Origin of the sequence: Haloferax volcanii DS2 (genome assembly GCF_000025685.1) — an archaeon.
Taxonomy (GTDB): Archaea; Halobacteriota; Halobacteria; order Halobacteriales; family Haloferacaceae; genus Haloferax; species Haloferax volcanii.
Genome location: NC_013967.1, coordinates 2,403,694 through 2,428,100, shown reverse-complemented (window position 1 = coordinate 2,428,100; position 24,407 = coordinate 2,403,694). Strand labels below are relative to the sequence as shown.

The window sequence follows — 24,407 nt, the reverse complement described above, 5'->3', positions numbered from 1 at the left end:
CACCGTGCGACCCTAACTGCGCCCGTGGACCGAGACCGACTCGTCATGGGGCTCGCGGCGGTGTTCGCGGGTATCACCATGCTCCTCGTCGTGTTGGCGTTCGCCTACCGACAGCTCTTGTTGCTGTTCGTCGCCGTCCCCTTCGGCGCGACGACGTACTTCATGTACGCCCACGTCAGCGGCCGCCTCCACGAGCGGTTCCGCCGGACGCGCGTCCGCGCCGACGCCGGACGCGGCGGGTTCGGTTTCCGGTCGGAGCGACGGCGAGGCGACCGCCGGGAGACCGGTGGCTTCGGCGCGGGCCCCCGCGACGACCCACAAGAGGGTCCGCGTGCCGGGCGGTTCGGCCCTAACGCCGGTCCCGACGGCGGATTCGACGGCGACCGCCGGCGGCGACAGCGAACCCGCGGTGACGGGCCGAGCGTCCGCCCGCCGCGGCGCGGCATGAGCCGACAACAAGCCCTCGACACGCTCGACCTCGACGGCGACGCCTCCGCGGACGACGTGAAAGCGGCCTACCGCGAGCGGGTCAAAGAGACCCATCCGGACTCGAAGACCGGCGACGAGGAGGCGTTCAAGCGCGTCAACCGCGCCTACGAGCGTCTGACCGAGTAACGCGTTTTCTTTTTCACCCGCATTCGACCGTTACGACCCCCGACGAGCGCCTCCGCGTCGCTTCCGTCTCGGTTGTGGTACAGTCTCATGGCAATCACTACCGCGGAAAGCGTTTTCACGGTCGGTTTCCTACCCGCTTCCATGAGCGCGGATCGGGCTCTCTTGGACGAGGCCCTCGAGCGCGGTGAGGAAGAAGGCGGAAACGTCGAGTTCAAAGAACGCCTCACCCGCGCCGTTCACCTGTCCGACGGCCGGATGGAGTCGCTCGCGGCTCAACTCAGACACCGAGTGCTCTCCGGCGACGGCGTGGCGACCTACGTGGTCGGCGTCACCGACGACGGCGGCATCGCCGGCATCCCACCGGACGACTTCTCCGAGACCATGGACGTGCTGTCGCTTCTGGCCGAAGAGGCCGGGGCGCACATCGAAGACGTGGAGACGTGGGGCGTCGGTGACTCGGTCGAACGCGGCCTCGTCGGCGTCGCGACCATCCGCGAGGGCGCGATGCTCGACGTCGACGACGACCACATCGTCGTCGGCACCGCGGGGCACGTCGACCACGGCAAATCGACGCTCGTCGGGTCGCTCGTGACCGGACAGGCCGACAACGGCAACGGAAGCACGCGGTCGTTCCTCGACGTGCAACCCCACGAGGTCGAACGCGGCCTGTCGGCGGACCTCTCGTACGCCGTCTACGGCTTTTCCGACGACGGGCCGGTCCACATGCGCAACCCCCACCGGAAGTCCGACCGGGCGCAAATCGTCCAGGAGGCCGACCGGCTGGTCTCGTTCGTCGATACCGTGGGCCACGAGCCGTGGCTCCGGACGACGATTCGCGGCCTCGTCGGCCAGCGCCTCGACTACGGCCTGCTCGTCGTCGCCGCCGACGACGGCCCGACGCGGACGACCCGCGAACACCTCGGCATCCTGCTCGCCATGGAACTGCCGACGGTCGTCGCCATCACGAAGGTCGACGCCGTCTCCGAGGAGCGCGCCGCCGAGGTCGAACGCGAGGTCGAGCGACTCCTCCGCGACGTTGGTCGGACGCCCCTGAGCGTCGAGCGCCACGGCGTCGAGGCCGCCGTCGAGGAGATAAGCGAGTCGGTCGTCCCGCTGTTCCCGACGAGCGCGGTGACGATGGACGGTCTCGACGACCTCGACCAGTTGTTCGAGTCGCTCCCGAAGCGCAGCGCCGCCGAGGGCGACTTCAAGATGTACATCGACCGGACCTACTCGGTCACGGGCGTCGGCGCGGTCGCCTCGGGCACGGTCAACTCCGGGGCTGTCGAGGCCGGCGACGAACTCCTCTTGGGGCCGATGTCGGACGGCGAGTTCCGCGAGGTCGAGGTCCGCTCCATCGAGATGCACTACCACCGGGTCGACCGGGCCAACGCCGGCCGCATCGTCGGCATCGCGCTCAAGGGCGTCCGCGAGTCCGAAATCGAACGCGGGATGGTGCTCCTCCCGGCCGACGCGGAGCCCACGTCGGTCCGCGAGTTCGAAGCCGACGTGATAGTGCTCAACCACCCGACGCGGATTCAGGAGGGCTACGAGCCGGTCGTCCACCTCGAAACCATCTCCGAGGCGGCCGTCTTCCACCCCGACGGCGGACGACTCCTGCCGGGCGACACCGGCACGACTCGCGTGGAGTTCAAATTCCGTTCGTACTTCGTCGAGGAGGGCCAGCGATTCGTCTTCCGCGAGGGGCGGTCGAAGGGCGTCGGAACCGTGACGAAAGTCGACTAGAAACAGAGACGAGTCCCGGCGGCCGCTTCGACGCCGGCGACCGGTCAGGCCGAGTGCTCGACCGCGACGTAGCCGTCCGATGTTCTCGCCGCCGCGTCGAACAGCACCGCCCAGTCGAGGAGGCGGGCGACTCTGTCGCGCCAGCGCGACTCCCACCCCTCCGGGTCGCGGTGGCGCTCCCAGTTCGGCACAGTCGGCGCGAACGCCTCGAACACCGCGTCCGCCGACATCGGCTCGTCGTTGAGCGCGTCAAGCACCTCGCGCGCGCCGAAGACGTTCTCCTCGAACGCGCGCCGCAGGTCGTCTTGGTCGGGGTCGTCGCGGACGCGCTCGAAGCCGCGGCTCACCTCGCGGGCGAGCCCGAGCGACTGACAGAACACGAGCCAGTCGCGTCCCTCGTCGGGCGTCACGTCGAGTCGGGTCGCCACTCGGCCGCAGCAGTCGTCTTCGGAGCCCGGAATCAGCGGAACGGCGCGGTGGGCGTCCCACAGCCGGTCGAGGGCGTCCGGCGCGGGCGGGACCGGCTTGCGCCTCACAGCCCGAACGAGTCGGCGAGCACGTCCTCGTCGGTCTCGCCGAGGGTGTACGTCGGACCGTCGACCACATCGACCGTGACCTGCGCCGGGCCGAACACGTCGGGGTCGACCGCGCCGAAGTCCCAGTCGGCGTCCTCGAACAGCTGTTCGAACGGGACGCCGTAGTCCGACTCGGCCGTGGAAATCGCGCGGTCGAACTCGTCGAAGTCCTCGCTGACGGTGACGTGGACGCGCCCGCCGTAGGCGACGGCGTCGTTCGTCCGGCCCATGGCGACGCTCTCGTCGTAGCTGACGGGCGCGAGCGGGGCGGAGCCGTTGATAGAGAGGACGTTCGTCGGGTCGTAGCCCGCTTCGAAGAGGTTGAACACGGCGAGTTCGGCGGCGCGGGCCGCGCCCGTGACGCTCCCGACGAGCGAGCCGGTCGCGTAGGTCGGCAGGAAGACGGCGCTCGGTTCGAGGCCGGTCGTCTCCGCGACGTGTTCCGCGACTTCGTCGGTCGGGAGGTCGATGCTCTCGACGGCGAGGACCGTCAGGTCGAACTCGTCGTAGTAGCCGAGGTGGTGGAACTCCTCTTCCTCGCCGACCAGCGCGCGCGCCGGGCCGGAGCCGAGGCCGTCGAAGTCGTCGAAGGTGAGCTCCCAGCCGGCCTTCTGCGAACAGAGCAGGGCCAGCGCGGGGCGGTCGGTGGAGAGTTCGACGTGCGGACGGGGCGTGCCGGCGACCTCGCCCATCCGCGTCTGTACCGTGGCGAGACCCGCGGTCTGAATCTCCGCGAGGAGCATCCCCGCTTCGACACCGCCGTCGGCGTCGACGCCGAAGTCGATGACCGTCGCACCCGAGTCGAGTTCGTAGCCCTCGATGCCGAGCTCTCCGGCGAAGTCGAGCGCCTCGTCGACCAGTTCGATGGCCATCCGATTGATGCTGTCCATGCGAGGCGATTGCGCGCCTTCGGCTAAAGGGTTTGTCAGTCACCCACTGCTGCGGGTCGCGTGGACGTGTCTCGTGTCTCGAACGTCGGACCCGCGCGACGGGTCCGCGGGCCGTGACCGTGAGCCGCGACGCTACTCGCGGTCGCTTCTCGCTTCCCGTCCGAGATGGGCTTCGACGGCGTCGACCTTGTCGGCGGCCGTCTGTTCTTTCGTGCGCTTGTCGTCTATCTTCAGGAACGTGCTCACGCGGTCGCCGTCGACCGCCTTGTGGGCCGCGCCGACCGCCGCGAGCAGTTCGTCGATGTCGTCGGCCTCGATGACCGTCCCCATCGGGTTCGTCTCGTAGGACACCTCGAAGTCGTCGAGGGCCGCGACGGCCTTGGCGACCTCGCCCGACATGCTCCCTTCGACGACCGGTGCGACGCTCAACATAGCGATGACTGTCATGGCCGAACCAACGCGCCACGCGGTAGTAAAACGGGGTGACCTGTCGACCGAATCGACGACGGAACCGACGAGGCTATCCCCTCGAACAGCCACAGATTCCGATATGTTCCAGAGCGAACTCACTCGGATGGCGCTCGTCGCGGGAGCGAACGTCGCCGGCGGGGTGACTCTCGGCTCGGCCATCGGCGGAGCGGTCGGCTACGCGGTGGAGTGGACCGTGACGGGTGCCGTGTTGGGGCTGGCGGTCGCCGTCTTCGCCGCCCGTCGGTAGCTCCCACCACCGAGGGCCGCCACCACCGACAGCCGCCACCGCTGACCCGACCGCGCAGCGCGCTTTTCTCGTCTGCCGACGTATCAGCGCCCATGAATCCGCGCATGACGAGAGCGCTCACGCTCGGCCGGGCTATCGTGTACGAGGTGCGCACCGAGCGGCTCACCTTCATGGCGGGAAGCATCGCCTACGGGGCGTTCGTCTCGCTGTTACCGCTGTTTCTGCTCGTCCTTGCAGCCGTCTCCGCCACCGGCGACAGCGGTCTCCGCGAGGGCGTCATCGCCGTCATCCAGTCCGTCCTGACTCCCGGCGCGGGCGACGTTATCGTCGCCGAACTGGAGTCGTCGACCCAACTGGCGAGCCTCTCCGTCGTCGGGGCGCTCGTGTTGGTGTGGGGGACGCTCCGCATCTTCCGCGGTCTCGACACCGCCTTCTCGGACATCTACGAGTCGGAGGCGGCCAACACCTTCGCCGACCAGCTTTTGGACGGCATCGTCGTGCTCGTCACCGTCTCGCTCGCCGTCGTCGCCGGCGCGCTCATCGAGTCCGCGCTCCCGGCGCTCGACGGCGCGCTCGGCTGGGTCGTCTACCGCGGACTCCTCGTCGCCGTCCTGTTCGTGACGTTCTACCCGATGTACTACATCTTCCCCGACGAGAACGTGACCTCCCTCGAAGTCGTTCCCGGCACGCTCGTCGCCGCCGTCGGGCTGACGACGTTCGAGTCGCTGTTCCGGCTCTACGTCGAGTTCAGTAGCCGCACCCCCGAGTCGAGCGTCGTCGCCGGCATCCTCGTCCTCCTGACGTGGCTCTACTTCAGCGGGCTCGTCATCCTCCTCGGCGCGGCCGTCAACGCGGTGCTGTCGAACCGCTCGCGCGACGTGAACGTCCGCCCGCTGTTCGGCGGCGTCCCCCTCGACTCCCGGACCGACACCGTGACGCGCGGCGAGGTGACCGCGGCCATCGAACGACTCGACCGCCTCGTTGCGGCCGCTCCCGACGAGGACCTGACGCTCCGCGTCGGCGACGAGTCCGTTACGCTCCCCCGCCCAGAGCGGGTCGTCACCGACACCGAGACCAGCCGTTTCCTCCCGGAAGACCCCGTCAGACTGGAGCTCAGGTGGTCCTCGTGGCCTGACAGTCACGAGGAGTGACGACGGGCGTTTATGCGACTGGCGTGCGTATGCGACACTATGGCAATAAAGACACCTGCGCGACCGACCGAGCCGGCGCAACCGCTCGACGACGAACGAGCGCGGTGGGAGGCCGTCGAGACGACCGCCGAGACGGCGTCTCGAGCGGTTCGACCGCCGACCGTCGTCGAACATCAGCGACTGCCCGAGAAGGACTTCGGCGAGGCGCGACTCGTCTGGCGCTGCGACGACTGCGGCGAACTCGGCTCGCTGACGGCGTTCCCGTCGGCGTGTCCCGACTGCGGCGCGGGTCGCGAGGCGCTGTTCTACTTCACCGAGGACTGACCCGCTTCCCTCGGTCGAAGGCGGCCGGCCATCGGCCGACCGCGACCGTTTTCCCGCCGGGCGACGACCGCCGGGTATGTATCTCTCTCACCCCGTCCGCCGGATGCGCGACGACCCGCTCGACGACGAGGTCGCGGCACTCCGCGTCGAACCCGCCGACGACGACGCCCGCACCGCGCTCGAAAGCCGCGTCGAGTCCCTCGGCGGCAGCCTCGAACGCGAACTCCAGTTCGGCGGCATCGTAGTCTCGCTCGCCGAGCCGGCCGTCTCCGACCTCTGCGAACTCGACGGTATCGAGCGAATCGAGACGGTCGACACGCTCGGATACTGATTCTTCGCCCACGCGTGCGGGGCCGGCGTCCCTCGAGGCGAATGGTGTCAACCCTTTAGTGTGTTCTCTGCGGAGGTGGCGTATGGTCCCTCTCCCTTCCCGCGCCGCGCCATCCGGATTCGGCGTACTGCTCGCCGGCTTCGCGACTGTGATTCCCCTCGCGGTGTTCCCGACGGAACCGTGAGCGTGCTCGCCGACCTCGGGGGCGTTCCCCTGCTCGTCGCGTACCTGTTGCTCCTCGCAGGCACGGCCGTGCAGTACCGGCGCGGGAAACTCTCCGGCACGCGGGCGGTTCTCCTCGTCGGGATGTGTCTCACGTGGCTCTCGTACGCTCTCTTACAGGTGACGCAGTCCGGGACCGTGCCGACGGGAACGCCGCTCAACTACGCCCTCGACGCGCTCGCCGTCGTCGTCCTCGTCGTCGGCGTGGCCGCGATGGGCTGGTGGTGGCGGGCGCGGGACGAAGCGTGAGTTTTCGGGACGCGTCGGTGACTGAGTCGAGTTCAGAGAGAAGTGCGTCGGCTGGGAGTTCACCGAACACTGTGAGGTGAACTCAGGAGCACCGGCGAGGCCAGCGGCCGAGTCGGTGAGACGGGATTTGAACCTCAGTCGCTCTGCTCACTCCGTTCGCGTCGCTCCCCGATTCAAACCCCAGCGTCCAGCATTCACAACTCACAGTCCGAGCGACACGTACAGCGGTCGCTCGGAAGGTAGGTTCGTTGTAGAAGTGCGTCGGCTGAGATTTGAACTCCACTCGCTCACTCGCGTTCGCTCGCTAGTTCAAATCTCAGCGTCCCGCACGCAGCCTCGCAAGACCGAGAGACACAGAGGTCTCTCGGAGGTTTGTGTTCGGCAGAAGTGCGTCGGCTGGGATTTGAACCGAACCCAGACGTGCTCGCTCACTTCGTTCGCTGTGCGCGACTGGTCGGGTTCAGAATCCCTCTTGGCCGCACTTCTTCACTCCACGGAAACTCGGAGTCCGGCGACTCCTCGTTTGGTTCCGTTCAGAAAGTGCGTCGGCTGGGATTTGAACCCAGGTTGTGACCATGGCAAGGTCACGTGATACCACTACACTACCGACGCATGTGGTGGAAGTGCGCTGGCTGGGATTTGAACCCAGGTTGTGACCATGGCAAGGTCACGTGATACCACTACACTACCAGCGCAGTCCGTGTGTATCGTGGCGTGCTGCTGCGTTACTCGATAGTGTCGGGTTGATAAATAAGACTTGCGAAACGGGGGAGAAATCGGGCGACGGCGCGCCACCTGCTACCACGTGAGATTCGCCTTCGACGACCTGTCGCCGGCCGTGTAATTATGTACCACGCGACGTTCGCCAATCCCCCGCAAACTGGGTCGTGGGACGCTCTATCACCCCAGAATGGATTCGCTACTCTTTTAGGTAGGCCCCCGGTAGAAACGCCACAGTCTAGACGAGACGAGGATGAACCCGGCATGAAACTCAGCGTACTCGTGCCGTCCTCACTCGTCCGGGAAGCCGAAGATCAACGCGAGGCAACTCGCAAACTCGGCTACGTCGCCCGCGCGGCGGCGGTCTTCCGGGCGAACGAACTCGTCGTCTTCCCCGACGAAGACGGCGAGAACAACTGGGGCGGCGAGTTCGTCGAAACCGTACTTCGGTACGCCGCGACGCCCCCCTACCTCCGCAAAGAGGTCTGGGGCAAGCGCGACGAACTCCGCTACGCTGGTATCCTGCCGCCCGTTCTCGTCGCGTCTACGACCGCGGACGACTCCGACGAGTCGCCCGCGTTGCGAGAAGGAATCGTGACCGAGGTCGGACCTGACGACCGCGTTCGGGTCAATTGCGGAATGCAACACCCGATCTCCCTGTTCGTCCCTCCCGGGATGGACCTCACAGAGGGAGAGCGCGTCGCTGTCAGGATCTCTTCGCGAGAACCGGTCCGTGCGCGGATCGTCGACGAGCCCCTTCCGGGCTTCGACGTATCCCGCATGGACCTCACGGAAGCACTCGGCAGGCCGGATGCGGGCGTGCGAATCGCCACGTCTCGCTATGGCGAACCGCTGTCGGTCCCCACATTGGGCGACTTGACGGCCCGCATCACCGATGCCGGCGGCATGACCGTCGTCTTCGGGTCGCCGGGCCGTGGGCTTCCGGACATGCTCGGGATGCCTCCCGAGGATGTTGCAGACGTCGAACCTTCCGTTGGTCCGGGGTTCGACCTCTGGCTCAATACGATTCCGCGACAGGGCAGCGAGGTCGTGCGAACGGAGGAAGCGATGTTCGCCTCCCTCGCCTCCCTGACACTCACGGAGTGAATCCATGCCACAACCAAGCAGACCACGAAAAGGCTCGATGGGCTTCAGCCCGCGCAAGCGAGCAGTCAAGGAGGTTCCACGCATCAAGTCGTGGCCGTCCGACGACGGCTCCCCAGCGCTGCAGGGCTTCGCCGGTTACAAGGCCGGTATGACCCACGTGATGATGGTCAACGACGAGGCAGACTCCCCCCACGAAGGAATGGAGGAGTCCGTCCCGGTGACCGTCGTCGAGACGCCGCCGATGCGCGCCGTCGCCCTTCGCGCCTACGAGCAGACGCCGTACGGTATGAAGCCGCAGACCGAGGTCTGGGCGGGCGAGTTCCACGACGAACTCGACCGCGTCCTCGACCTGCCGGCAGAAGACACGTTCGACTCGGACGCCGACGCGCTTCGCGAGGCCGTCGAGGCCGGCGAAGTCGATGACCTCCGCGTCATCACGCACACGGTGCCCTCCGAGCTCGCGAACGTGCCCAAGAAGAAGCCCGACGTGATGGAGACTCGCGTCGGCGGCGGCTCCATGGTGGAGCGCGCCGACTTCGCCCTCGACCTCGTTGCCGAGGGCGGCGAACACGAGATGTCCGACGTGTTCCGCGCCGGCGAGTACCTCGACGCCGCGGGAGTCACGAAGGGTAAGGGTACGCAGGGTCCCGTCAAGCGATGGGGCGTCCAGAAGCGTAAGGGCAAGCACGCCCGCCAGGGCTGGAGACGCCGTATTGGCAACCTCGGCCCCTGGAACCCGTCCCGTGTCCGCTCTACGGTTCCGCAGCTCGGTCAGACCGGTTACCACCAGCGCACCGAGCTCAACAAGCGCCTCATCGACCTCGGTGAGGGCGACGACGCCTCCGTCGAAGGTGGCTTCGTCAACTACGGCGAGGTCGACGGCTCGTACGCGCTCATCAAGGGCTCGCTGCCGGGCCCCAACAAGCGCCTCCTGCGGTTCCGCCCGGCCATCCGGCCGAACGACCAGCCGCGCCTCGACCCCGAGGTGCGCTACGTCTCTACCGCATCGAACCAGGGTTAAACCATGCAGGCAACTATCCGAGACCTGAACGGCGACGACGCGGGCAGCATCGACCTGCCCGAGGTCTTCGAGACGGCTTACCGTCCGGACCTCATCAAGCGTGCCGTCATCGCCGCGCAGGCAAACCGAAAACAGCCGTACGGTGCCGACCCCTACGCCCGACTTCGAACCCCGGCAGAGTCCATGGGCAGCGGCCGTGGGATGTCCCACGACCCACGCCAGAACGGCGTCGCCCGACGCGTCCCGCACGCCGTCTCCGGCCGTCGCGCTCACCCGCCGAAGGCCGAGAAGGACCAGGGGAAGGAGATTAACACGAAGGAGCGTAAGCTCGCCGTCCGCTCGGCGCTCGCCGCCACGACGGACCCCGAGCTGGTCGCCGAGCGCGGTCACCGCTTCGACGACGACGTCGAGCTCCCCCTCGTCGTCTCCGACGACTTCGAGGACCTCGTCAAGACGCAGGAGGTCGTCGACCTCCTGCAGTCGCTCGGCGTCTCCGACGACATCGAGCGCTCCGAGGAGAACAAGAAGGTCAAGAGCGGCCAGGGCAAGCTCCGCGGTCGCAAGTACACCCGTCCGAAGTCCATCCTCTTCGTGACGGCCGACGAGCCCTCGAAGGCGGCTCGCAACCTCGCCGGCGTCGACGTCGCCACCGCGGCGAACGTCTCCGCCGAGGACCTCGCGCCCGGCACCCACGCCGGTCGCCTCACGCTGTTCACCGAGAGCGCGCTCGAGGAGGTCGCAGAACGATGAGCATCATCGAACACCCGCTGGTCACGGAGAAGGCGATGAACCAGATGGACTTCGACAACAAGCTCCAGTTCATCGTCCACATCGACTCGACGAAGTCCGACGTCAAGTCGGAAGTCGAGTCGCGCTACGACGTGACCGTCGAGAAGGTCAACACGCAGGTCACGATGAAAGGCAAAAAGAAAGCAACAGTTCGTCTCTCTGAAGACGACGACGCGCAGGAAGTCGCGTCGCGTATCGGGGTGTTCTAACCATGGGACGCCGAATTCAGGGCCAGCGTCGCGGTCGCGGTACGTCCACGTTCCGGGCGCCGTCGCACCGCTACAAGGCCGAACTGTCGCACAAGAAGTCCGAAGACAAAGACACCATCTCGGGGACGGTCGTCGGCATCGAGCACGACCCCGCACGCAGTGCGCCCATCGCCCTCGTCGAGTTCGAGGACGAACAGCGCATGATTCTCGCGCCCGAGGGCATCAGCGTCGGCGAAGAGCTTCAGATCGGCGTCTCCGCCGAGATCAAGCCCGGCAACACGCTGCCGCTCGCCGAGATTCCCGAGGGTGTTCCCGTCTGTAACGTCGAGCACCAGCCCGGCGACGGCGGGAAGTTCGCCCGCGCCTCCGGCGTGAGCGCGCAGCTGCTCTCGCACGACCGCAAGGTCGCTATCGTGAAGCTCCCGTCGGGCGAGGTCAAGCGCCTCAACCCCAACTGCCGAGCCACCATCGGCGTCGTCGCCGGTGGCGGCCGCACGGAGAAGCCGTTCGTCAAGGCAGGGAAGAAGTACCACAAGATGAAAGCGCGCGGTATCAAGTGGCCGCGCGTGCGTGGTGTTGCTATGAACGCCGTCGACCACCCGTTCGGTGGCGGCGGCCGGCAGCACCCCGGTCAGCCGAAGTCCGTCTCGCGGAACGCTCCGCCGGGCCGGAAGGTCGGTGACATCGCCTCCAAACGCACCGGTCGCGGTGGCAAGGGAGGTAAGTAACCATGAGTACGCAATACCGCACCGGCCGCGAAGGTGAGTTCACCTACCGCGGCTACACGCTCGACGAGCTGCAGGAGATGGAGCTCGACGAGGTCGCGGAACTGCTCCCCGCTCGTCAGCGGCGAACCATCACCCGAGGCCTGTCGGCCGAGCACGAGAAGCTGCTCGCGAAGGCTCAGGACAAGACGGAAGAGGAGACGGCCAACGCGCCCATTCGAACGCACCTGCGCGACATGCCGATTCTCCCCGAATTCGTCGGTCTCACCTTCGCCGTCTACACCGGTCAGGAGTTCGAGCGCACCCAGATTCAGCCCGAGATGATCGGCCACTACCTGGGCGAGTTCCAGCTGACCCGTAGCTCGGTCGAGCACGGTCAGGCCGGTATCGGCGCGACCCGGTCTTCGAAGTTCGTGCCCCTCAAGTAAACCATGGGAATCAACTACAGCGTCGAGGCCGACCCGGACACCACGGCCAAGGGTATGCTCCGGGACCGGCCCATCAGCATCAAGCACAGCAAGGCCATCTCCCGCGCCATCAAGGGGATGCCCGTCGCCGACGCAGAGGAGTACCTCGAAGCCGTCATCGACGGCGAGCGGTCGGTTCCGTTCAAGCAGCACAACTCCGGCGTCGGTCACCGAAGCGACATCGACGGCTGGGACGCGGGACGGTACCCCGAGAAGGCGTCCAAGGCGTTCCTCGAACTCCTCGAAAACGTTCGCAACAACGCGACCGAACAGGGGTTCGACGGACCGGCCATGGAGATCAAGCACGTCGCCGCCCACAAGGTCGGCGAGCGTCAGGGTCGCAAGCCCCGCGCCTTCGGTCGGGCGGACCCGTGGAACACCCCAATCTGTGACGTCGAACTCATCATCGAAGAGGTCGAGGAATAATGGCTGACGAACACCAATTCATCGAGAACGGACTGCAGCGGTCCCAGATCGACGAGTTCTTCGCAGAAGAGCTCGGTCGAGCGGGCTACGGCGGCATGGACGTCGCCAAGACGCCGATGGGCACGCAGATCGTGCTCAAGGCCGAAAAGCCCGGGATGGTCATCGGGAAAGGCGGGAAGAACATCCGTAAGGTCACCCGCGAACTCGAAGAGCGGTTCAACCTCGACGACCCCCAGATCGACGTGCAGGAAGTCGACGAACCGGACCTCAACGCCCGGATCGTCGCCGACCGCCTCGCCAACGCGCTCGAGCGCGGTTGGTACTTCCGTAAGGCGGGCCACACGACCATCGACCGCATCATGGACGCCGGCGCACTCGGTGCCGAAATCGTCCTCTCCGGTAAGGTCACGGGCGCTCGCTCCCGTGTCGAGAAGTTCAACCGCGGCTACATCAAGCACAACGGCGAGCCCGCACAGGAGATCGTCGACGAGGGCCAGGGCGTCGCAGTCATGAAGCTCGGTACCATCGGCGTGACGGTCAAAATCATCCCGCCGGGTGCCCGCCTCCCCGACGACTTCGAAGTCGAGGAAGACGCCAACCCCGACGCGGTCGAACAGATCGAAGAGACCGAAAGCGTCGAGGACCTCCTCGAAGAGGAGCCGGAAGAGGTTCCGGACGTCTCCGAGGACGCCGACGCCGACGCCGAGACGGACGCCGTCGACGAAGACGTCGTCGAGGAAGCGGCCGTCGAAGCGGTCGAAGAGGAAGTCGTCGACGATGCCGACGACGAGGAGGAAGCAGTCGAGGAAGTCGTCGACGACGACGAAGAACTCGACGAAGACGTCGCCGAAGAGGCGGCGGACCTCGTCGCGGAGATGGAAGACGAAGACGACGACGAAACGGAGGAAGAATAAATGGCGATCCTCTACACCGAAGAGATTCGCGACATGACGCCCGCAGAGCGCACCGCCGAACTCGAAGATCTCGAGACGGAGCTGCTCAACGCGAAGGCCGTGCAGGCCGCGGGTGGCGCGCCGGAGAACCCCGGTCGCGTCTCTGAACTGAAGAAGACCATCGCCCGAATCAAGACGATTCAGGGCGAAGAAGGCGACCTCGACGAAGAATAATGCCACTGACACCCGAGACCCTCACGCGACACGAACTCAACGGCCTCCACGTGGAGGTCGTCGACGCGGCGAACCCCGACCTCGTCGGAATAGCCGGTCGCATCGTCGTCGAGACGATGCACACGTTCATGGTCGACGACGGGTCTCGGGTGCGGCAGGTGCCAAAACGAGGGGCGACCTTCGAATTTGCGATTCCGCGTACAGATGAAGCCGCCGACGCTGCGAAGGCGTCGGGGACCGCGTCCAAACTTCGGTCGGATACTACTGGCGGATTTGATGCCAGTCAGTCTGATCGGCTCGCCGACTCATCATCGGCGGCTTCCCCCTCGGGGAATTGCGAGGGCGTGGCCTACGTTACGGTGGATGGCGCACAACTGCTCTCACGACCCGCCCTGCGCACCGAAACTACTGGTGACTCGAAATGGCGATAGGACTTGACGTTCCAATGCCTCCGGAACCTGACGATTCCGAGGCTTACGACTACGAAAAATGTCCGTTCTACGGCTCGCTCTCCGTCCGGGGTCAGACCCTGGAGGGGACGGTCGTCTCGACGGACATGGCAAAGACCGTCATCGTCGAGCGGGAGTACGACGTATTCGTTCCGAAGTACGACCGCTACATGAAGCGACGTTCCCGCATCCCGGCACACGTGCCGGGCGTGCTCGACGACGTCGCTGTCGGTGACGAAGTAACGATTGCGGAGACCCGACCTCTCTCGAAGACGAAATCTCACGTCGTCGTCGAGATTATGGGAGGTGACGAGTGATGGAAGCGCTCAAAGCGGACATCACCAAGGGTGTCGCCCGTGGCTCGCTGGTCACGTGCGCCGACAACACCGGCGCTCGTGAACTGAAGATTATCAGCGTCGCGGGTTACTCCGGCACGAAGAACCGCCACCCCAAGGCAGGCATCGGGGACAAGGTGACCGTCTCGGTCACCAAAGGTACCCCCGAGATGCGCCGCCAGGTGCTCGAAGCGGTCATCGTCCGCCAGCGGAAATCCATCCGCCGGCCCGATGGCACGCGTGTGAAGTTCGAGGACAACGCCGCCGTCATCATCGACGAGATGGAAGAGCCTCGCGGGACCGAAATCAAGGGTCCCGTCGCACGCGAAGTCGCCGAGCGCTTCGGGAGTATCGCATCGACGGCTACGATGATCGTATAGTATGACTCGACAACCGCGCAAACAGCGAACCCAGATTCGCGACGCGCCGCTCCACGAGCGGCAAAAGCAGGTCCGCGCACCGCTGTCGGCCGACCTCCGCGAGGAGTACGGCAGCCGTAACGTCCGCGTCAACGCGGGCGACACGGTCGAGGTGCTCCGCGGCGACTTCGCCGGCGAAGAAAGCGAAGTCACCGAGGTCGACCTCACCGACGCCGTCATCTACGTCGACGGTGTCGTCGTTGAGAAAGCCGACGGCGAGGAGGTCCCACGCCCCCTTCAGGCCAGTAACGTCCGCGTGACGGAACTGGACCTCGAAGACGACGTGCGCGAGGCCCGACTCAAGGAGGATAACGAATGACTCGACACCAGAAGCGACTGTCCGTACCGAAGTCCTGGCCGGTCGAGCGCAAGACAGGCACGTTCACGGTCAAGGCCGGAGCGGGTCCGCACGGCGAAGAGGGGGTTCCCCTCCTCATCGTCCTGCGCGACGTGCTCGGCTACGTGGACTCGAAGAAGGAGGCCCAGTACGCCCTCAACCACCAGAGCATTCTGGTCAACGGCGACGTGGCCTCCGACGTCCGCCGTCCCATCGGGATGTTCGACATCCTGGCGTTCGTCCAGCGAGAGGAGTACTACCGCGTCTTCCCCGACGAGGGAGGCCGCCTGGCGCTGACCCCCATCGACGCCGACTCGGCATCCAGCCGTCTCGGTAAGATCGTGAACAAGACGCAGGTCGGCGGTGGCGACTTCCAGCTGACGCTCCACGACGGGGCGACCCTCGTCGTCGAGGACGCCTCGGAGTACAGCGGCAAGGACTCCATCGTCGTCGACAACGAGACGAAGGATGTCGTCGCGCACTTCCCCTACGAGGAAGGCGCGCTCGTCACGGCCGTCAACGGCCAGCACGCCGGCGAAATCGGCGAGGTCACCGAGATCATCGTCACGCCCGGCAGCGGAAACAACTCCGTTGTCGTCGAGACCGAAGACGGCGAGTTCGAGACGGTCGAACAGTACGTCGTCGTCATCGACGAGAACTTCACGGGTTCGGACGACGAGTCCGAAGCACGTCAGGCTGCTGACGGCGGTGATGACGAATGAGCGAGGCTGACTTCCACGAGATGCGCGACCCGCGCATCGAGAAGGTCGTCGTCCACATGGGCGTCGGCGAAGGTGGTCGCGAACTCGCCAAGGCCGAAGACATCCTCGAAGAGATCACCGGTCAGGAGAGCGTTCGCACGATCTCCGGCCGCGCCTCCCAGGACTTCGGCGTTCGCCGCGGCGAACCCGTCGGCGCGAAGGTCACCCTTCGCGGTGACACCGCCGTCGAGTTCCTCGAAACCGCACTCCCCATCGCGGACCTCTCTGTCTCGTCGTTCGACGAGACCGGCAACTTCGGCTTCGGCGTCGAAGAGCACACGGAGTTCCCGAGCCAGGAGTACGACCCGCAGATCGGTATCTACGGGCTGGACGTGACGGTCAACCTCGTCCGCCCCGGCTACCGAGTGAAAAAGCGCGACAAGCGTTCCCGTCAGATTCCGTCGTCCCACCGGATGACCGTCGAGGACGCCGTCGCGTTCATCGAGTCCACGTTCGACGTGGAGGTTGAAGAATGAGCGATAGCGAAACAGAACAGACGGGCGAGCACGCGTCCCGCCGCACCGGCCAGGAGAACGAGTGCCGGCGCTGCGGTCGAAAGCAGGGACTTGTCAGCAAGTACGACATCAACCTGTGCCGCCAGTGCTTCCGAGAGATCGCCCGCGAGATGGGATTCAAGAAGTACCGATAAGCAATGGCTGACAACGACCCACTCAGTAGCGCGCTCTCCGGTGTGGACAACGCCGAGAGCGTCGGACACCTGTCCCACGAGATCCAGCCCGCCTCCAACATCATCGGCTCCGTCCTCGAGGTCTTCTACGACCGCGGGTACATCGACGGCTTCGAGTTCGTCGACGACGGCAAGGCCGGTCTGTTCGAGGTTGAACTGAAAGGCGCAATCAACGATTGTGGCGTCGTCAAGCCCCGGTATTCCGCCGGAGCCGACGACTTCGAGAAATGGGAGAAGCGATTCCTCCCCGCCCGTGACTACGGCGCGCTCATCGTCACGACGAGCCACGGCGTCATGAGCCACTACGAGGCCCGCGAGAAGGGCATCGGTGGCCAGATCATCGCCTACGTCTACTAGTACAATGAGCCGAATAGAAATCGAAATCCCGGACGAGGTATCCGCCGAGGTCAAGAACCTCGAGCTCACCATCGAGGGCCCCAACGGAAGCGTCACCAAGCGCCTCTGGTACCCGAACGTCTCGGTCTCCGCCGAAGACGGCGCTGTCGTCATCGAGAGCGACGTCGAGAACGCGAAGACCAACGCGACCATCGGTACCTTCGAGAGCCACGTGAACAACATGCTTCACGGCGCGACCGAGGGGTGGGAGTACAAGATGGAAGTCCACTACGCTCACTTCCCGATGCAGGTCAGCGTGGAAGGCAGCGACGTGGTCATCAAGAACTTCCTCGGCGAGAAGTCCCCGCGACGAGCGCAGATTCGCGGCGACACGGACGTACAGGTCGACGGCGAAGAACTCACCCTGACGGGCTCCAACAAGGAGGACGTCGGGCAGACCGCCGCCGACATCGAACAACTCACCCGCGTCAAGGACAAGGACACTCGCGTGTTCACCGACGGCGTGTACATCACCCAGAAACCGCAGACTGGTGATGCCTAATGTCGGAAGAAATCACCGAACTCGAAGACATCAGCGGCGTCGGCCCGTCGAAGGCCGACGCGCTCCGCGAAGCCGGCTTCGAGAGCGTCGACGACGTACAGGCCGCGAGCCAGTCCGAACTGGCCGAGGTCGACGGCATCGGGAACGCGCTCGCCGCGCGTATCAAAGCCGACGTCGGTGGCCTCGAGGTCTCCGACGAGGCCGAGGCCGAAGTCGAAGACGAGTCCGAAGCCGAGCTTGAGGAAGAGGAAGCCGAAGCAGTCGAGACGGAGCTTCAGCCCCGCGGTCACGCGGACAAGAAGCCCCAGCTCGACGACGAAACCGCGGAAGCCCTGGCGCAGAAGCGCCGCGAGGGCAAGCCGCAGTTCAACCGGCAGGACTACCACAAGAAGAAGCGCACGCCCACGTCGTGGCGTCGCCCCCGTGGTGGTCTCTCCAAACAGCGTATCGGCATCAAGGGCAAGGGCGCCAAGGTCGAGGCGGGCTACCGCACGCCGAAGGCCGCCCGCGGCCTTCACCCGTCGGGCTTCGAGGAGGTCCGCGTGTTCAACACGGACGACCTCGAAGGCATCGACGGCGATACGCAGGCAGTTCGCATCGCCTCCTCGGTCGGCGCGCGCAAGCGCGAGCGCATCGAGGAAGCGTGTGAGGACCGCGAGATTCGCGTCCTCAACCCCACCTACGTCGAAGTCGAGGTGGATAACTGATGACGGACCTCAAAGCGCAGAAGCGAATGGCGGCCGACGTCCTCGACGTCGGCAAGAGCCGAGTGTGGTTCGACCCCGAAGAACAGGCCGAAATCGCGGAGGCCATCACGCGCGAAGACATCCGTGAACTCGTCGACGAGGGCACGATTCGCGCCAAGGACGCCAAGGGCAACTCGAAAGGTCGCGCACGCGAGCGCGCCGCCAAGCGTTCCTACGGTCACCGCAAGGGTGCCGGCTCCCGTAAGGGCCGTTCCGGCGCTCGACAGAACAAGAAAGACGCATGGGTCAGCCGAATCCGCGCCCAGCGCCGTCGCCTGAAGGAGCTTCGCGAGGACGGAACGCTCGACCGTTCCCAGTACCGCACGCTCTACAACAAGGCGTCCGGTGGCGAATTCGATAGCGTGGACCGGCTCGAAGCATACATTCAGAACAACTACCAGGTGGAGATTCAATAATGGCGACCGGACCACGATACAAGGTTCCGATGCGGCGTCGCCGCGAAGTCCGGACCGATTACCATCAAAGGTTGCGCCTGCTGAAATCGGGCAAGCCCCGCCTCGTTGCTCGCGTGAGCAACAAGCACGTCAGGGCGCAGCTGGTCACTCCGGGCCCGCAGGGCGACGAGACCCACGCTGCAGCGACCTCTGCTGACCTCGACGAGTACGGCTGGGAAGCCCCCACGGGCAACCTCCCGAGCGCGTACCTCACGGGGTATCTGGCAGGTAAGCGGGCGCTGGCCGCCGGCGTCGAGAAAGCGGTCCTCGACATCGGCCTCAACACGGCCACGCCCGGAAACAAGGTCTTCGCGGTGCAGGAGGGTGCTATCGACGCTGGCCTCGAAATCCCCCACAACGATGCAGTACTCGCTGACTGGGACCGCAACCGCGGTGTCCACATCGCCGAGTACGCAGAGCAGCTCGACGAGCCGCTCTACAGTGGAGAGTTCGATGCCACGAACCTCCCCGACCACTTCGACGAAGTGCTCGGGAACCTTCAGGAGGACGAATGAGCAGCAATAACAACGGCTGGGAGCCGCGAACGCGGCTCGGCCGCATGGTGCAGAACGGCGACGTCACGTCGATGGACCAGGCGCTCGAGACGGGACTTCCGCTCAAGGAACCCCAGCTCGTCGACCAGCTCCTTCCCGGACTGGACGACGAGGTGCTCGACATCAACATGGTCCAGCGCATGACCGACTCCGGCCGCCGGGTGAAGTTCCGGTGTGTCGTCGCAGTCGGGAACCGTGACGGCTACCTCGGCTACGCTGAGGCCCGCGACGACCAGGTCGGCGGTGCCATCCAGAAAGCCATCGAGGTGGCGAAACTGAACATCATCAAGGTAGACCGCGGCTCGGGGTCGTGGGAAGACCGCGCAGGCGGCCTCAACTCCCTCTCGCGCAAGGCAGAGGGCAAGGCCGGCTCCGTGACGGTCCGTATCATCCCCGCCCCGCAGGGTCTCGGCCTCGCGGCCGCAGAGACCGTCCGGAACATCCTCGAACTCGCCGGCGTCCAGGACGCCTGGACCAAGAGCGACGGGAACACCCGGACCACGGTCAACCTCGCGAAGGCGACCTACAACGCGCTCAAGAACGCGTCGCAGTCCCGCACGCCGCGGCGCGCTCGTGAAGTCCGTCAGGAGGTGCGCGAATAATGCAGGCTATCGTTCAGCTTCGCGGCGAGGTCAACATCGCACAGGACGTCCGCGACACGCTCACGATGCTCAACATCCACCGCGTGAATCACGCGACGTTCGTGCCCGAGACCGACGCCTACCGCGGGATGATTTCGAAGGTCAACGACTTCGTCGCGCACGGCGAGCCGAGCGTCGACGTCGTCGAGACCCTCATCAGCACGCGCGCCGAGCCCGAGGAGGGCGACGGCGACATCACCGACGAGTGGGTCTCCGAGAACACCGACTACGACGACGTGGCTGCGCTCGCGCAGGCCATCGTCGACGAGGAGACGACGCTGCGAGAGCAGGGCGTCTCCCCCGTGATCCGTCTGCACCCGCCGCGCGGCGGCCACCGCGGACAGAAGCACGTCACCAAGGAAGGCGGCCAGCTCGGTAAGCACAGCACCGAACAGATCGACGAACTCCTGGAGGACATGCGATGACGTCCAAGAAGCGACGCCAACGCGGTTCCCGCACGCACAGCGGCGGTACGCACAAGAACCGACGCGGTGCCGGTCACCGCGGCGGTCGCGGCCGCGCCGGACGCGACAAACACGAGTTCCACAACTACGAGCCGCTCGGCAAGCACGGCTTCAAGCGACCGGATGTCCTGCAGGACGACGTCGCTGAAGTCAAGGTCCAGAAGCTCGACGAGGACGCGGCGCTCCTCGCGGCCGACGGAGTCGCCGAGAAGGACGGCGACACCTACGTCATCGACGCCCGCGACGTGGCCGAGGACGGCTGGGAAGCGGACGTCGTGAAGGTGCTCGGCGGCGGGCAGGTTCGCAACGAACTGCACGTCGTCGCCGACGCCTTCACGGCCGGTGCCGTCGAACTCATCGAAGAGGCCGGCGGCGACGCCGAACTCTCCGAACGCGCGGAAGAAGCGGCTGAAGCCGAGGAATCGGCCGACGCCGACGAAGACGACGAGGAATAAATCATGGGATGGAAGGACGCCGCCGAACCAGTGCTTTCGCGGATGCCCGCAGTCGCCCGACCGGAGGGACACGTTCCGTTCCGCCGGAAGCTCGGGTGGACCGGCGGCATTCTCGTCTTGTACTTCTTCCTGACGAACGTGACGCTGTTCGGCCTCGACGCCGCGACCGCGAACGACCTGTTCGGTCAGTTCCGGTCCATCCTGGCCGGCCAGCAGGGTTCGGTGCTCCAACTGGGCATCGGTCCCATCGTCACCGCGAGCATCGTTCTACAACTGCTCGGCGGTGCTGACCTGCTCGGGCTCGACACGGACAACAACCCGCGCGATCAGGTCCTCTATCAGGGACTGCAGAAGCTGCTCGTCGGGGTCATGATCTGCCTGACGGGCCTGCCGATGGTGTTCGCCGGCAACTTCCTGCCGGCCGACCAGGCCGTAGCGACATCGCTCGGTATCGGCACGGTCGGCGTGAAGGGACTCATCTTCGCGCAGATCGCCGTCGGTGGCGTCCTCATCCTCTTCATGGACGAGATCGTCAGCAAGTGGGGCGTCGGCTCCGGGGTCGGCCTGTTCATTATCGCCGGCGTCAGCCAACAGCTCGTCGGCGGGCTGTTCAGCTGGCAGGGCCTCGGCGGCACGTCGGGCTTCTTCGCGACGTGGATCGGCATCATCACCGGTGCCATCGAACTACCGGCCTCGCCGACCGACCTGCTGTCGACGGTCTTCCTCGGTCAGGGACAGCTGCTCGCGCTCATCACGACGTTGCTCATCTTCGGCATCGTCGTCTACGCCGAGAGCGTCCGCGTCGAGATTCCCCTCTCGCACGCCCGCGTGAAGGGTGCCCGCGGCCGCTTCCCGGTGAAGCTCATCTATGCGAGCGTCCTGCCGATGATCCTCGTTCGCGCCCTGCAAGCGAACATCCAGTTCCTCGGGCGCTTCCTCAACTCCTCGTGGGTCGGCATGCCAGCGTGGCTCGGCCAGTACACGAGCGGACAGGTCACAGGTGGCCTGCTCTACTATCTCGCGCCCATCCAGTCGCGGTCCGACTGGATGTGGTTCCTCGGACTCACGTCGGCCGACCCGCTCGATATCGCCATCCGCGTGCTCATCGACCTGATCTTCATGATCGTCGGTGGCGCGGTGTTCGCGATATTCTGGGTCGAGACGACGGGAATGGGTCCGAAATCGACCGCGCAGCAGATTCAGAACTCCGGGATGCAGATTCCCGGGTTCCGCCGTAACCCGCAGGTGATAGAGCGGGTCATGGAGCGGTACATCCCGCAGGTGACCGTCATCGGTGGCGCGCTCGTCGGCCTGCTCGCCGTCATGGCGAACATGCTCGGCACCATCGGCGCAGTCTCCGGGACGGGGCTACTCCTTACAGTCTCCATCACGTACAAGCTGTACGAGGAGATCGCGGAGGAACAGCTCATGGAGATGCACCCGATGATGCGCAACATGTTCGGCTCCGAGTAGCGAGCCGAGCCCCGACGCGCTCGACTGCCGCCGCACACCCGCGGCGAACGTCACTTCCAGTTCACTTCATTTCTGCCGCGCTCGACCGGATAGCGGCGCGTTCGTCTCGGATCGCCCGACTCGCCGGATAATCCGGCCACTTTTGACTCCCGCCGGCGGAACAGCGGGGTATGCACGAGGGGCGACTCGCGGTCGACATCGAGACGGCAAGCCCGAACGGTCAGCCGAGCGACTTCCGAAACACCGACGACTTCGAGTTGGTCGCCGTCGGTCTCGGCCACCGCGCCGGCGACGACGCTACCGTCGACGTCGAGGTGCTCCTCCGCAACGGCGACTGGTCGCTCGACCACACCGCCGACCTCCTCCGGCGGGTCGTCGAGTGGTGCGAGGCCCGCGGCGCGGGCGGCGAGGGCGTCGTCACCTACAACGGCGAGTACTTCGACGAACACCACCTCCGCGCGTGGGCTGACCGCGTCGCCGACGCCGGCGTCTGGGCGGACGCGCCGCGTCGAATCGACGCGCTGTTCGCGGACCACGTCGACCTCGGGACGCTCGCCGCCGAGGCGTACCCGGAGGCGGTCCGGCCGAACCGCGACATCCCGGCGCTGTGGAAGGCGTGCAAGGAGGCGGGCGTCGACCAGCCGACCGTCTGGTACGACGACTACGACCTCCCGGCGGGCTACCTCGACCGCCTCGGCGTCGAGGCCGACCACGTCAAGGGCGCGCACGTCGGCGAGGCGCTGGGCGAGGCGTACGTCGAGGGCGTCGTCGCGGAACTCGACCACACGCGGACGCACGCCGAACTCACTCGACTCCTCGTCGACTACGCCGCCGGCGACATCGAGCCGCTGTTTTCGCTCCACGACGCGCTTCGCCGGGCCGACGCGAGCGCGGACTGACCCGGTTCGTCCCGTCGACCCGACGCGACGCCGTCGGTCGGACCCGCGCGTCGTTCTGTCTCGCGGCAAACGTTTAGCCGCCGGCAGTCGTATCGCGTGGTATGAACGACCTCGAACCGGCGACCGCCGTCGAGGAGGCGCTCCGCGGCAACGGCATCAGCGTCGAATCGGTCTCGCTCGACGACGCCGTCTCGCTGACGTATCTCACGGCGTTCCCGGACGTCGAACCCGATCACGGCGAAGTGGGCCGCGCGGTCACGTCCTTCCTCGAACACGCCCGCGACGACGAGTTCGAACCGAGAACCGTCGAGGCGACGGTGCTCCGAAGCGAAGGCGACGTGCAGGCGACGTGGACGCTCGAAGCCGACTGGATTCGCGCGTACAACGATTACGCGCTCGACGACGAGGAGTTGTCCCAGCGCGTCCTCGACAGCCTCTACGAGGAGGGCGACGCGTGAGCGCGTGGCGACACCGCGGCGAGCCGCCCGCCGCGCGCGGCCCGCGTCGGCCCTCGCACTTCGAGTACTCGCGCGTCGCGCTGACGTTCGACAGCGAGGGGTCGAACTGCGCGGGCTGGCTCTACCGACCCGACGGCGTCGAGTCGCCGCCGGTAGTCGTCATGGCGGGCGAACTCGCCGCGGAGCGTCGCTTCGGGCTTCGACCCTACGCCGAGCGACTGGCCGAGGCTGGCTACGCGGCGTTCCTCTTCGACTACCGACACACCGGCGACTCCGACGGCGAGCCCCGGAACCTCGTCGACCCCGACTCGCAGATTGTCGACTGGCACGCCGCGCTCTCGGGGCTCCGCGGGCGCGACGAAATCGACTCCCGCTCGCTCGTCCTCTGGGGCGCGGGGCTCTCCGGCGGCTACGCCCTCCGCGCGGCGGCCGAAGACGGTCGCGTCGCCGCCGTCGCCGCCCAGAATCCGATGCTCGACGGGAAAGCCGTCACGCGGGGCCGCGGCGTCAAAGGCGCGCTCGCCGCCCTCGCGGCCGGCGTCCGAGACAGACTCCAGTCGCGGCTTTTGGGTCCGTATCGCGTCCCGGTCGTCGGCGACGGCTCGTCGATGGCCGTCTTCGAGGACCCCGGCGTGCGCGCCGCCTACCGCGACCTCGTGCCGCCGGGGAGCGCGTGGCGCGACGAGACGCCCGCTCGGCTGTTCCTCTCGTTACTTCGCTACCGAGCGCTTCCCGACCCGGACGCGATCACCTGCCCGACGCTCCTCGTTTCGGGAACTCGCGACGACCTCGCGCCCGCCGACGCGGTCGCCGCCCTCGCGGACGAACTTCCGGACGCAACGCTCGTCGAACTCCCCGCGGGTCACTTCGACCACTACGACCGGGCGTTCGAACAGACGTTCGGCCATCTCCTGTCGTTCCTCCGAACGGTTCGCTGACGGAAGCCGTCAATCCGTTGAACGC

38 protein-coding genes and 2 tRNA genes are annotated in these 24,407 nt (G+C 66.3%); 35 read left to right on the top strand and 5 right to left on the bottom strand.

The window, feature by feature from the left end:
• The first annotated feature begins 24 nt into the window (after positions 1 to 24).
• Together HVO_RS17140 and HVO_RS17135 are read left to right on the top strand one after the other, a co-directional pair.
• Positions 25 to 615, top strand: coding sequence for a J domain-containing protein (locus HVO_RS17140; RefSeq protein ID WP_004042637.1), 591 nt, complete (start codon positions 25 to 27; stop codon positions 613 to 615).
• Between the two features lie 141 nt (positions 616 to 756).
• Positions 757 to 2,361: a GTPBP1 family GTP-binding protein gene (locus HVO_RS17135; protein WP_004042635.1), complete on the top strand. Its 1,605-nt coding sequence runs from the start codon at positions 757 to 759 to the stop codon at positions 2,359 to 2,361.
• Between the two features lie 44 nt (positions 2,362 to 2,405).
• Here the strand turns inward: HVO_RS17135 and HVO_RS17130 are convergent, their stop codons facing one another.
• The 3 genes from HVO_RS17130 to HVO_RS17120 all read right to left on the bottom strand — a co-directional run bounded on the left by HVO_RS17130 (position 2,406) and on the right by HVO_RS17120 (position 4,273).
• Positions 2,406 to 2,897, bottom strand: a complete 492-nt coding sequence (locus HVO_RS17130) for a hypothetical protein (RefSeq protein ID WP_004042632.1) — start codon at positions 2,895 to 2,897, stop codon at positions 2,406 to 2,408.
• Entirely contained in the window at positions 2,894 to 3,826 is a 933-nt protein-coding gene (gene mch / locus HVO_RS17125) for a methenyltetrahydromethanopterin cyclohydrolase (RefSeq protein ID WP_004042630.1), read from the bottom strand. The genes HVO_RS17130 and mch overlap by 4 nt, the downstream gene beginning before the upstream one ends.
• Positions 3,827 to 3,958: 132 nt before the next feature.
• Complete coding sequence (locus HVO_RS17120; RefSeq protein ID WP_004042629.1) at positions 3,959 to 4,273, bottom strand: MTH1187 family thiamine-binding protein; 315 nt, start codon at positions 4,271 to 4,273, stop codon at positions 3,959 to 3,961.
• Between the two features lie 103 nt (positions 4,274 to 4,376).
• Between HVO_RS17120 and HVO_RS21095 the strand changes: the two genes are divergently transcribed.
• The 5 genes from HVO_RS21095 (at position 4,377) to HVO_RS17100 (ending at position 6,821) form a co-directional block, all read left to right on the top strand.
• Positions 4,377 to 4,544 carry a hypothetical protein gene (locus HVO_RS21095; RefSeq protein ID WP_155821754.1) on the top strand — a complete coding sequence of 56 codons (168 nt, stop codon included), beginning with the start codon at positions 4,377 to 4,379 and terminating at the stop codon, positions 4,542 to 4,544.
• A 92-nt stretch (positions 4,545 to 4,636) separates the two neighbouring features.
• Positions 4,637 to 5,695 carry a YhjD/YihY/BrkB family envelope integrity protein gene (locus HVO_RS17115; RefSeq protein WP_004042626.1) on the top strand — a complete coding sequence of 353 codons (1,059 nt, stop codon included), beginning with the start codon at positions 4,637 to 4,639 and terminating at the stop codon, positions 5,693 to 5,695.
• Positions 5,696 to 5,734: 39 nt separating this feature from the next.
• Positions 5,735 to 6,019: a DUF7130 family rubredoxin-like protein gene (locus HVO_RS17110; RefSeq protein WP_004042625.1), complete on the top strand. Its 285-nt coding sequence runs from the start codon at positions 5,735 to 5,737 to the stop codon at positions 6,017 to 6,019.
• Between the two features lie 76 nt (positions 6,020 to 6,095).
• Entirely contained in the window at positions 6,096 to 6,350 is a 255-nt protein-coding gene (locus tag HVO_RS17105) for a hypothetical protein (RefSeq protein WP_004042623.1), read from the top strand.
• A 180-nt stretch (positions 6,351 to 6,530) separates the two neighbouring features.
• Positions 6,531 to 6,821 carry a hypothetical protein gene (locus HVO_RS17100; RefSeq protein WP_013035658.1) on the top strand — a complete coding sequence of 97 codons (291 nt, stop codon included), beginning with the start codon at positions 6,531 to 6,533 and terminating at the stop codon, positions 6,819 to 6,821.
• 541 nt (positions 6,822 to 7,362) lie between these two features.
• Here HVO_RS17100 and HVO_RS17095 read toward each other — a convergent pair.
• Both HVO_RS17095 and HVO_RS17090 read right to left on the bottom strand, forming a co-directional pair.
• Positions 7,363 to 7,433: transfer RNA gene (locus HVO_RS17095), tRNA-Gly, on the bottom strand.
• A gap of 12 nt (positions 7,434 to 7,445) precedes the next feature.
• Positions 7,446 to 7,516: transfer RNA gene (locus tag HVO_RS17090), tRNA-Gly, on the bottom strand.
• Positions 7,517 to 7,805: 289 nt separating this feature from the next.
• Between HVO_RS17090 and HVO_RS17085 the strand changes: the two genes are divergently transcribed.
• The 28 genes from HVO_RS17085 to HVO_RS16950 all read left to right on the top strand — a co-directional run bounded on the left by HVO_RS17085 (position 7,806) and on the right by HVO_RS16950 (position 24,382).
• Positions 7,806 to 8,648, top strand: coding sequence for a putative RNA uridine N3 methyltransferase (locus tag HVO_RS17085; RefSeq protein WP_004042620.1), 843 nt, complete (start codon positions 7,806 to 7,808; stop codon positions 8,646 to 8,648).
• Between the two features lie 4 nt (positions 8,649 to 8,652).
• Positions 8,653 to 9,669: a 50S ribosomal protein L3 gene (locus HVO_RS17080; protein ID WP_004042618.1), complete on the top strand. Its 1,017-nt coding sequence runs from the start codon at positions 8,653 to 8,655 to the stop codon at positions 9,667 to 9,669.
• A gap of 3 nt (positions 9,670 to 9,672) precedes the next feature.
• Complete coding sequence (rpl4p, locus tag HVO_RS17075; RefSeq protein ID WP_004042616.1) at positions 9,673 to 10,419, top strand: 50S ribosomal protein L4; 747 nt, start codon at positions 9,673 to 9,675, stop codon at positions 10,417 to 10,419.
• Positions 10,416 to 10,667: a 50S ribosomal protein L23 gene (locus HVO_RS17070; RefSeq protein ID WP_004042614.1), complete on the top strand. Its 252-nt coding sequence runs from the start codon at positions 10,416 to 10,418 to the stop codon at positions 10,665 to 10,667. The genes rpl4p and HVO_RS17070 overlap by 4 nt, the downstream gene beginning before the upstream one ends.
• Before the next feature lie 2 nt (positions 10,668 to 10,669).
• The gene (locus HVO_RS17065) at positions 10,670 to 11,395 is read left to right on the top strand and encodes a 50S ribosomal protein L2 (protein WP_004042612.1); all 726 of its coding nucleotides are present in this window, start codon (positions 10,670 to 10,672) and stop codon (positions 11,393 to 11,395) included.
• A gap of 2 nt (positions 11,396 to 11,397) precedes the next feature.
• Entirely contained in the window at positions 11,398 to 11,820 is a 423-nt protein-coding gene (locus HVO_RS17060) for a 30S ribosomal protein S19 (protein ID WP_004042610.1), read from the top strand.
• A gap of 3 nt (positions 11,821 to 11,823) precedes the next feature.
• Positions 11,824 to 12,285 carry a 50S ribosomal protein L22 gene (locus tag HVO_RS17055; protein ID WP_004042608.1) on the top strand — a complete coding sequence of 154 codons (462 nt, stop codon included), beginning with the start codon at positions 11,824 to 11,826 and terminating at the stop codon, positions 12,283 to 12,285.
• A complete protein-coding gene (locus HVO_RS17050; protein WP_004042606.1) occupies positions 12,285 to 13,199 on the top strand; it encodes a 30S ribosomal protein S3 in 915 nt (304 codons plus the stop codon). Before HVO_RS17055 ends, HVO_RS17050 begins: the two co-directional genes overlap by 1 nt.
• Complete coding sequence (rpmC, locus tag HVO_RS17045) at positions 13,200 to 13,412, top strand: 50S ribosomal protein L29 (protein WP_004042603.1); 213 nt, start codon at positions 13,200 to 13,202, stop codon at positions 13,410 to 13,412.
• Positions 13,412 to 13,843: a ribonuclease P protein component 1 gene (locus HVO_RS17040; RefSeq protein WP_004042600.1), complete on the top strand. Its 432-nt coding sequence runs from the start codon at positions 13,412 to 13,414 to the stop codon at positions 13,841 to 13,843. The genes rpmC and HVO_RS17040 overlap by 1 nt, the downstream gene beginning before the upstream one ends.
• Positions 13,834 to 14,178, top strand: a complete 345-nt coding sequence (locus HVO_RS17035) for a 30S ribosomal protein S17 (protein WP_013035359.1) — start codon at positions 13,834 to 13,836, stop codon at positions 14,176 to 14,178. The genes HVO_RS17040 and HVO_RS17035 overlap by 10 nt, the downstream gene beginning before the upstream one ends.
• A complete protein-coding gene (locus HVO_RS17030; RefSeq protein ID WP_004042597.1) occupies positions 14,178 to 14,576 on the top strand; it encodes a 50S ribosomal protein L14 in 399 nt (132 codons plus the stop codon). The genes HVO_RS17035 and HVO_RS17030 overlap by 1 nt, the downstream gene beginning before the upstream one ends.
• A 1-nt stretch (position 14,577) precedes the next feature.
• The gene (gene rplX / locus HVO_RS17025) at positions 14,578 to 14,934 is read left to right on the top strand and encodes a 50S ribosomal protein L24 (RefSeq protein ID WP_004042593.1); all 357 of its coding nucleotides are present in this window, start codon (positions 14,578 to 14,580) and stop codon (positions 14,932 to 14,934) included.
• The gene (locus tag HVO_RS17020; protein ID WP_004042591.1) at positions 14,931 to 15,674 is read left to right on the top strand and encodes a 30S ribosomal protein S4e; all 744 of its coding nucleotides are present in this window, start codon (positions 14,931 to 14,933) and stop codon (positions 15,672 to 15,674) included. The genes rplX and HVO_RS17020 overlap by 4 nt, the downstream gene beginning before the upstream one ends.
• A complete protein-coding gene (locus HVO_RS17015; protein ID WP_004042589.1) occupies positions 15,671 to 16,189 on the top strand; it encodes a 50S ribosomal protein L5 in 519 nt (172 codons plus the stop codon). The genes HVO_RS17020 and HVO_RS17015 overlap by 4 nt, the downstream gene beginning before the upstream one ends.
• The gene (locus tag HVO_RS17010; RefSeq protein ID WP_004042587.1) at positions 16,186 to 16,362 is read left to right on the top strand and encodes a 30S ribosomal protein S14; all 177 of its coding nucleotides are present in this window, start codon (positions 16,186 to 16,188) and stop codon (positions 16,360 to 16,362) included. The genes HVO_RS17015 and HVO_RS17010 overlap by 4 nt, the downstream gene beginning before the upstream one ends.
• A 3-nt stretch (positions 16,363 to 16,365) precedes the next feature.
• Positions 16,366 to 16,758, top strand: a complete 393-nt coding sequence (locus HVO_RS17005; protein ID WP_004042581.1) for a 30S ribosomal protein S8 — start codon at positions 16,366 to 16,368, stop codon at positions 16,756 to 16,758.
• 4 nt (positions 16,759 to 16,762) lie between these two features.
• Positions 16,763 to 17,299, top strand: coding sequence for a 50S ribosomal protein L6 (locus tag HVO_RS17000; RefSeq protein ID WP_004042575.1), 537 nt, complete (start codon positions 16,763 to 16,765; stop codon positions 17,297 to 17,299).
• A complete protein-coding gene (locus tag HVO_RS16995) occupies positions 17,299 to 18,006 on the top strand; it encodes a 50S ribosomal protein L32e (RefSeq protein ID WP_013035418.1) in 708 nt (235 codons plus the stop codon). Before HVO_RS17000 ends, HVO_RS16995 begins: the two co-directional genes overlap by 1 nt.
• On the top strand, positions 18,006 to 18,461 hold the full coding sequence (locus HVO_RS16990) for a 50S ribosomal protein L19e (RefSeq protein ID WP_004042571.1): 456 nt from the start codon (positions 18,006 to 18,008) through the stop codon (positions 18,459 to 18,461). The genes HVO_RS16995 and HVO_RS16990 overlap by 1 nt, the downstream gene beginning before the upstream one ends.
• On the top strand, positions 18,461 to 19,015 hold the full coding sequence (locus tag HVO_RS16985) for a 50S ribosomal protein L18 (RefSeq protein ID WP_004042567.1): 555 nt from the start codon (positions 18,461 to 18,463) through the stop codon (positions 19,013 to 19,015). Before HVO_RS16990 ends, HVO_RS16985 begins: the two co-directional genes overlap by 1 nt.
• Positions 19,012 to 19,656: a 30S ribosomal protein S5 gene (locus tag HVO_RS16980; RefSeq protein ID WP_004042565.1), complete on the top strand. Its 645-nt coding sequence runs from the start codon at positions 19,012 to 19,014 to the stop codon at positions 19,654 to 19,656. The genes HVO_RS16985 and HVO_RS16980 overlap by 4 nt, the downstream gene beginning before the upstream one ends.
• Positions 19,656 to 20,120 (top strand): 50S ribosomal protein L30, encoded by a 465-nt coding sequence (locus HVO_RS16975; RefSeq protein ID WP_004042563.1) that lies wholly within the window; start codon positions 19,656 to 19,658, stop codon positions 20,118 to 20,120. The genes HVO_RS16980 and HVO_RS16975 overlap by 1 nt, the downstream gene beginning before the upstream one ends.
• Positions 20,117 to 20,614, top strand: coding sequence for an uL15m family ribosomal protein (locus tag HVO_RS16970; RefSeq protein ID WP_004042560.1), 498 nt, complete (start codon positions 20,117 to 20,119; stop codon positions 20,612 to 20,614). Before HVO_RS16975 ends, HVO_RS16970 begins: the two co-directional genes overlap by 4 nt.
• 3 nt (positions 20,615 to 20,617) lie before the next feature.
• Positions 20,618 to 22,087 (top strand): preprotein translocase subunit SecY, encoded by a 1,470-nt coding sequence (secY, locus tag HVO_RS16965; RefSeq protein WP_004042558.1) that lies wholly within the window; start codon positions 20,618 to 20,620, stop codon positions 22,085 to 22,087.
• Between the two features lie 170 nt (positions 22,088 to 22,257).
• Complete coding sequence (locus HVO_RS16960) at positions 22,258 to 22,986, top strand: 3'-5' exonuclease family protein (protein ID WP_004042554.1); 729 nt, start codon at positions 22,258 to 22,260, stop codon at positions 22,984 to 22,986.
• A gap of 101 nt (positions 22,987 to 23,087) precedes the next feature.
• Positions 23,088 to 23,444 (top strand): hypothetical protein, encoded by a 357-nt coding sequence (locus tag HVO_RS16955; protein WP_013035417.1) that lies wholly within the window; start codon positions 23,088 to 23,090, stop codon positions 23,442 to 23,444.
• Entirely contained in the window at positions 23,441 to 24,382 is a 942-nt protein-coding gene (locus HVO_RS16950) for an alpha/beta hydrolase (protein ID WP_004042543.1), read from the top strand. The genes HVO_RS16955 and HVO_RS16950 overlap by 4 nt, the downstream gene beginning before the upstream one ends.
• Positions 24,383 to 24,407: the final 25 nt, after the last annotated feature.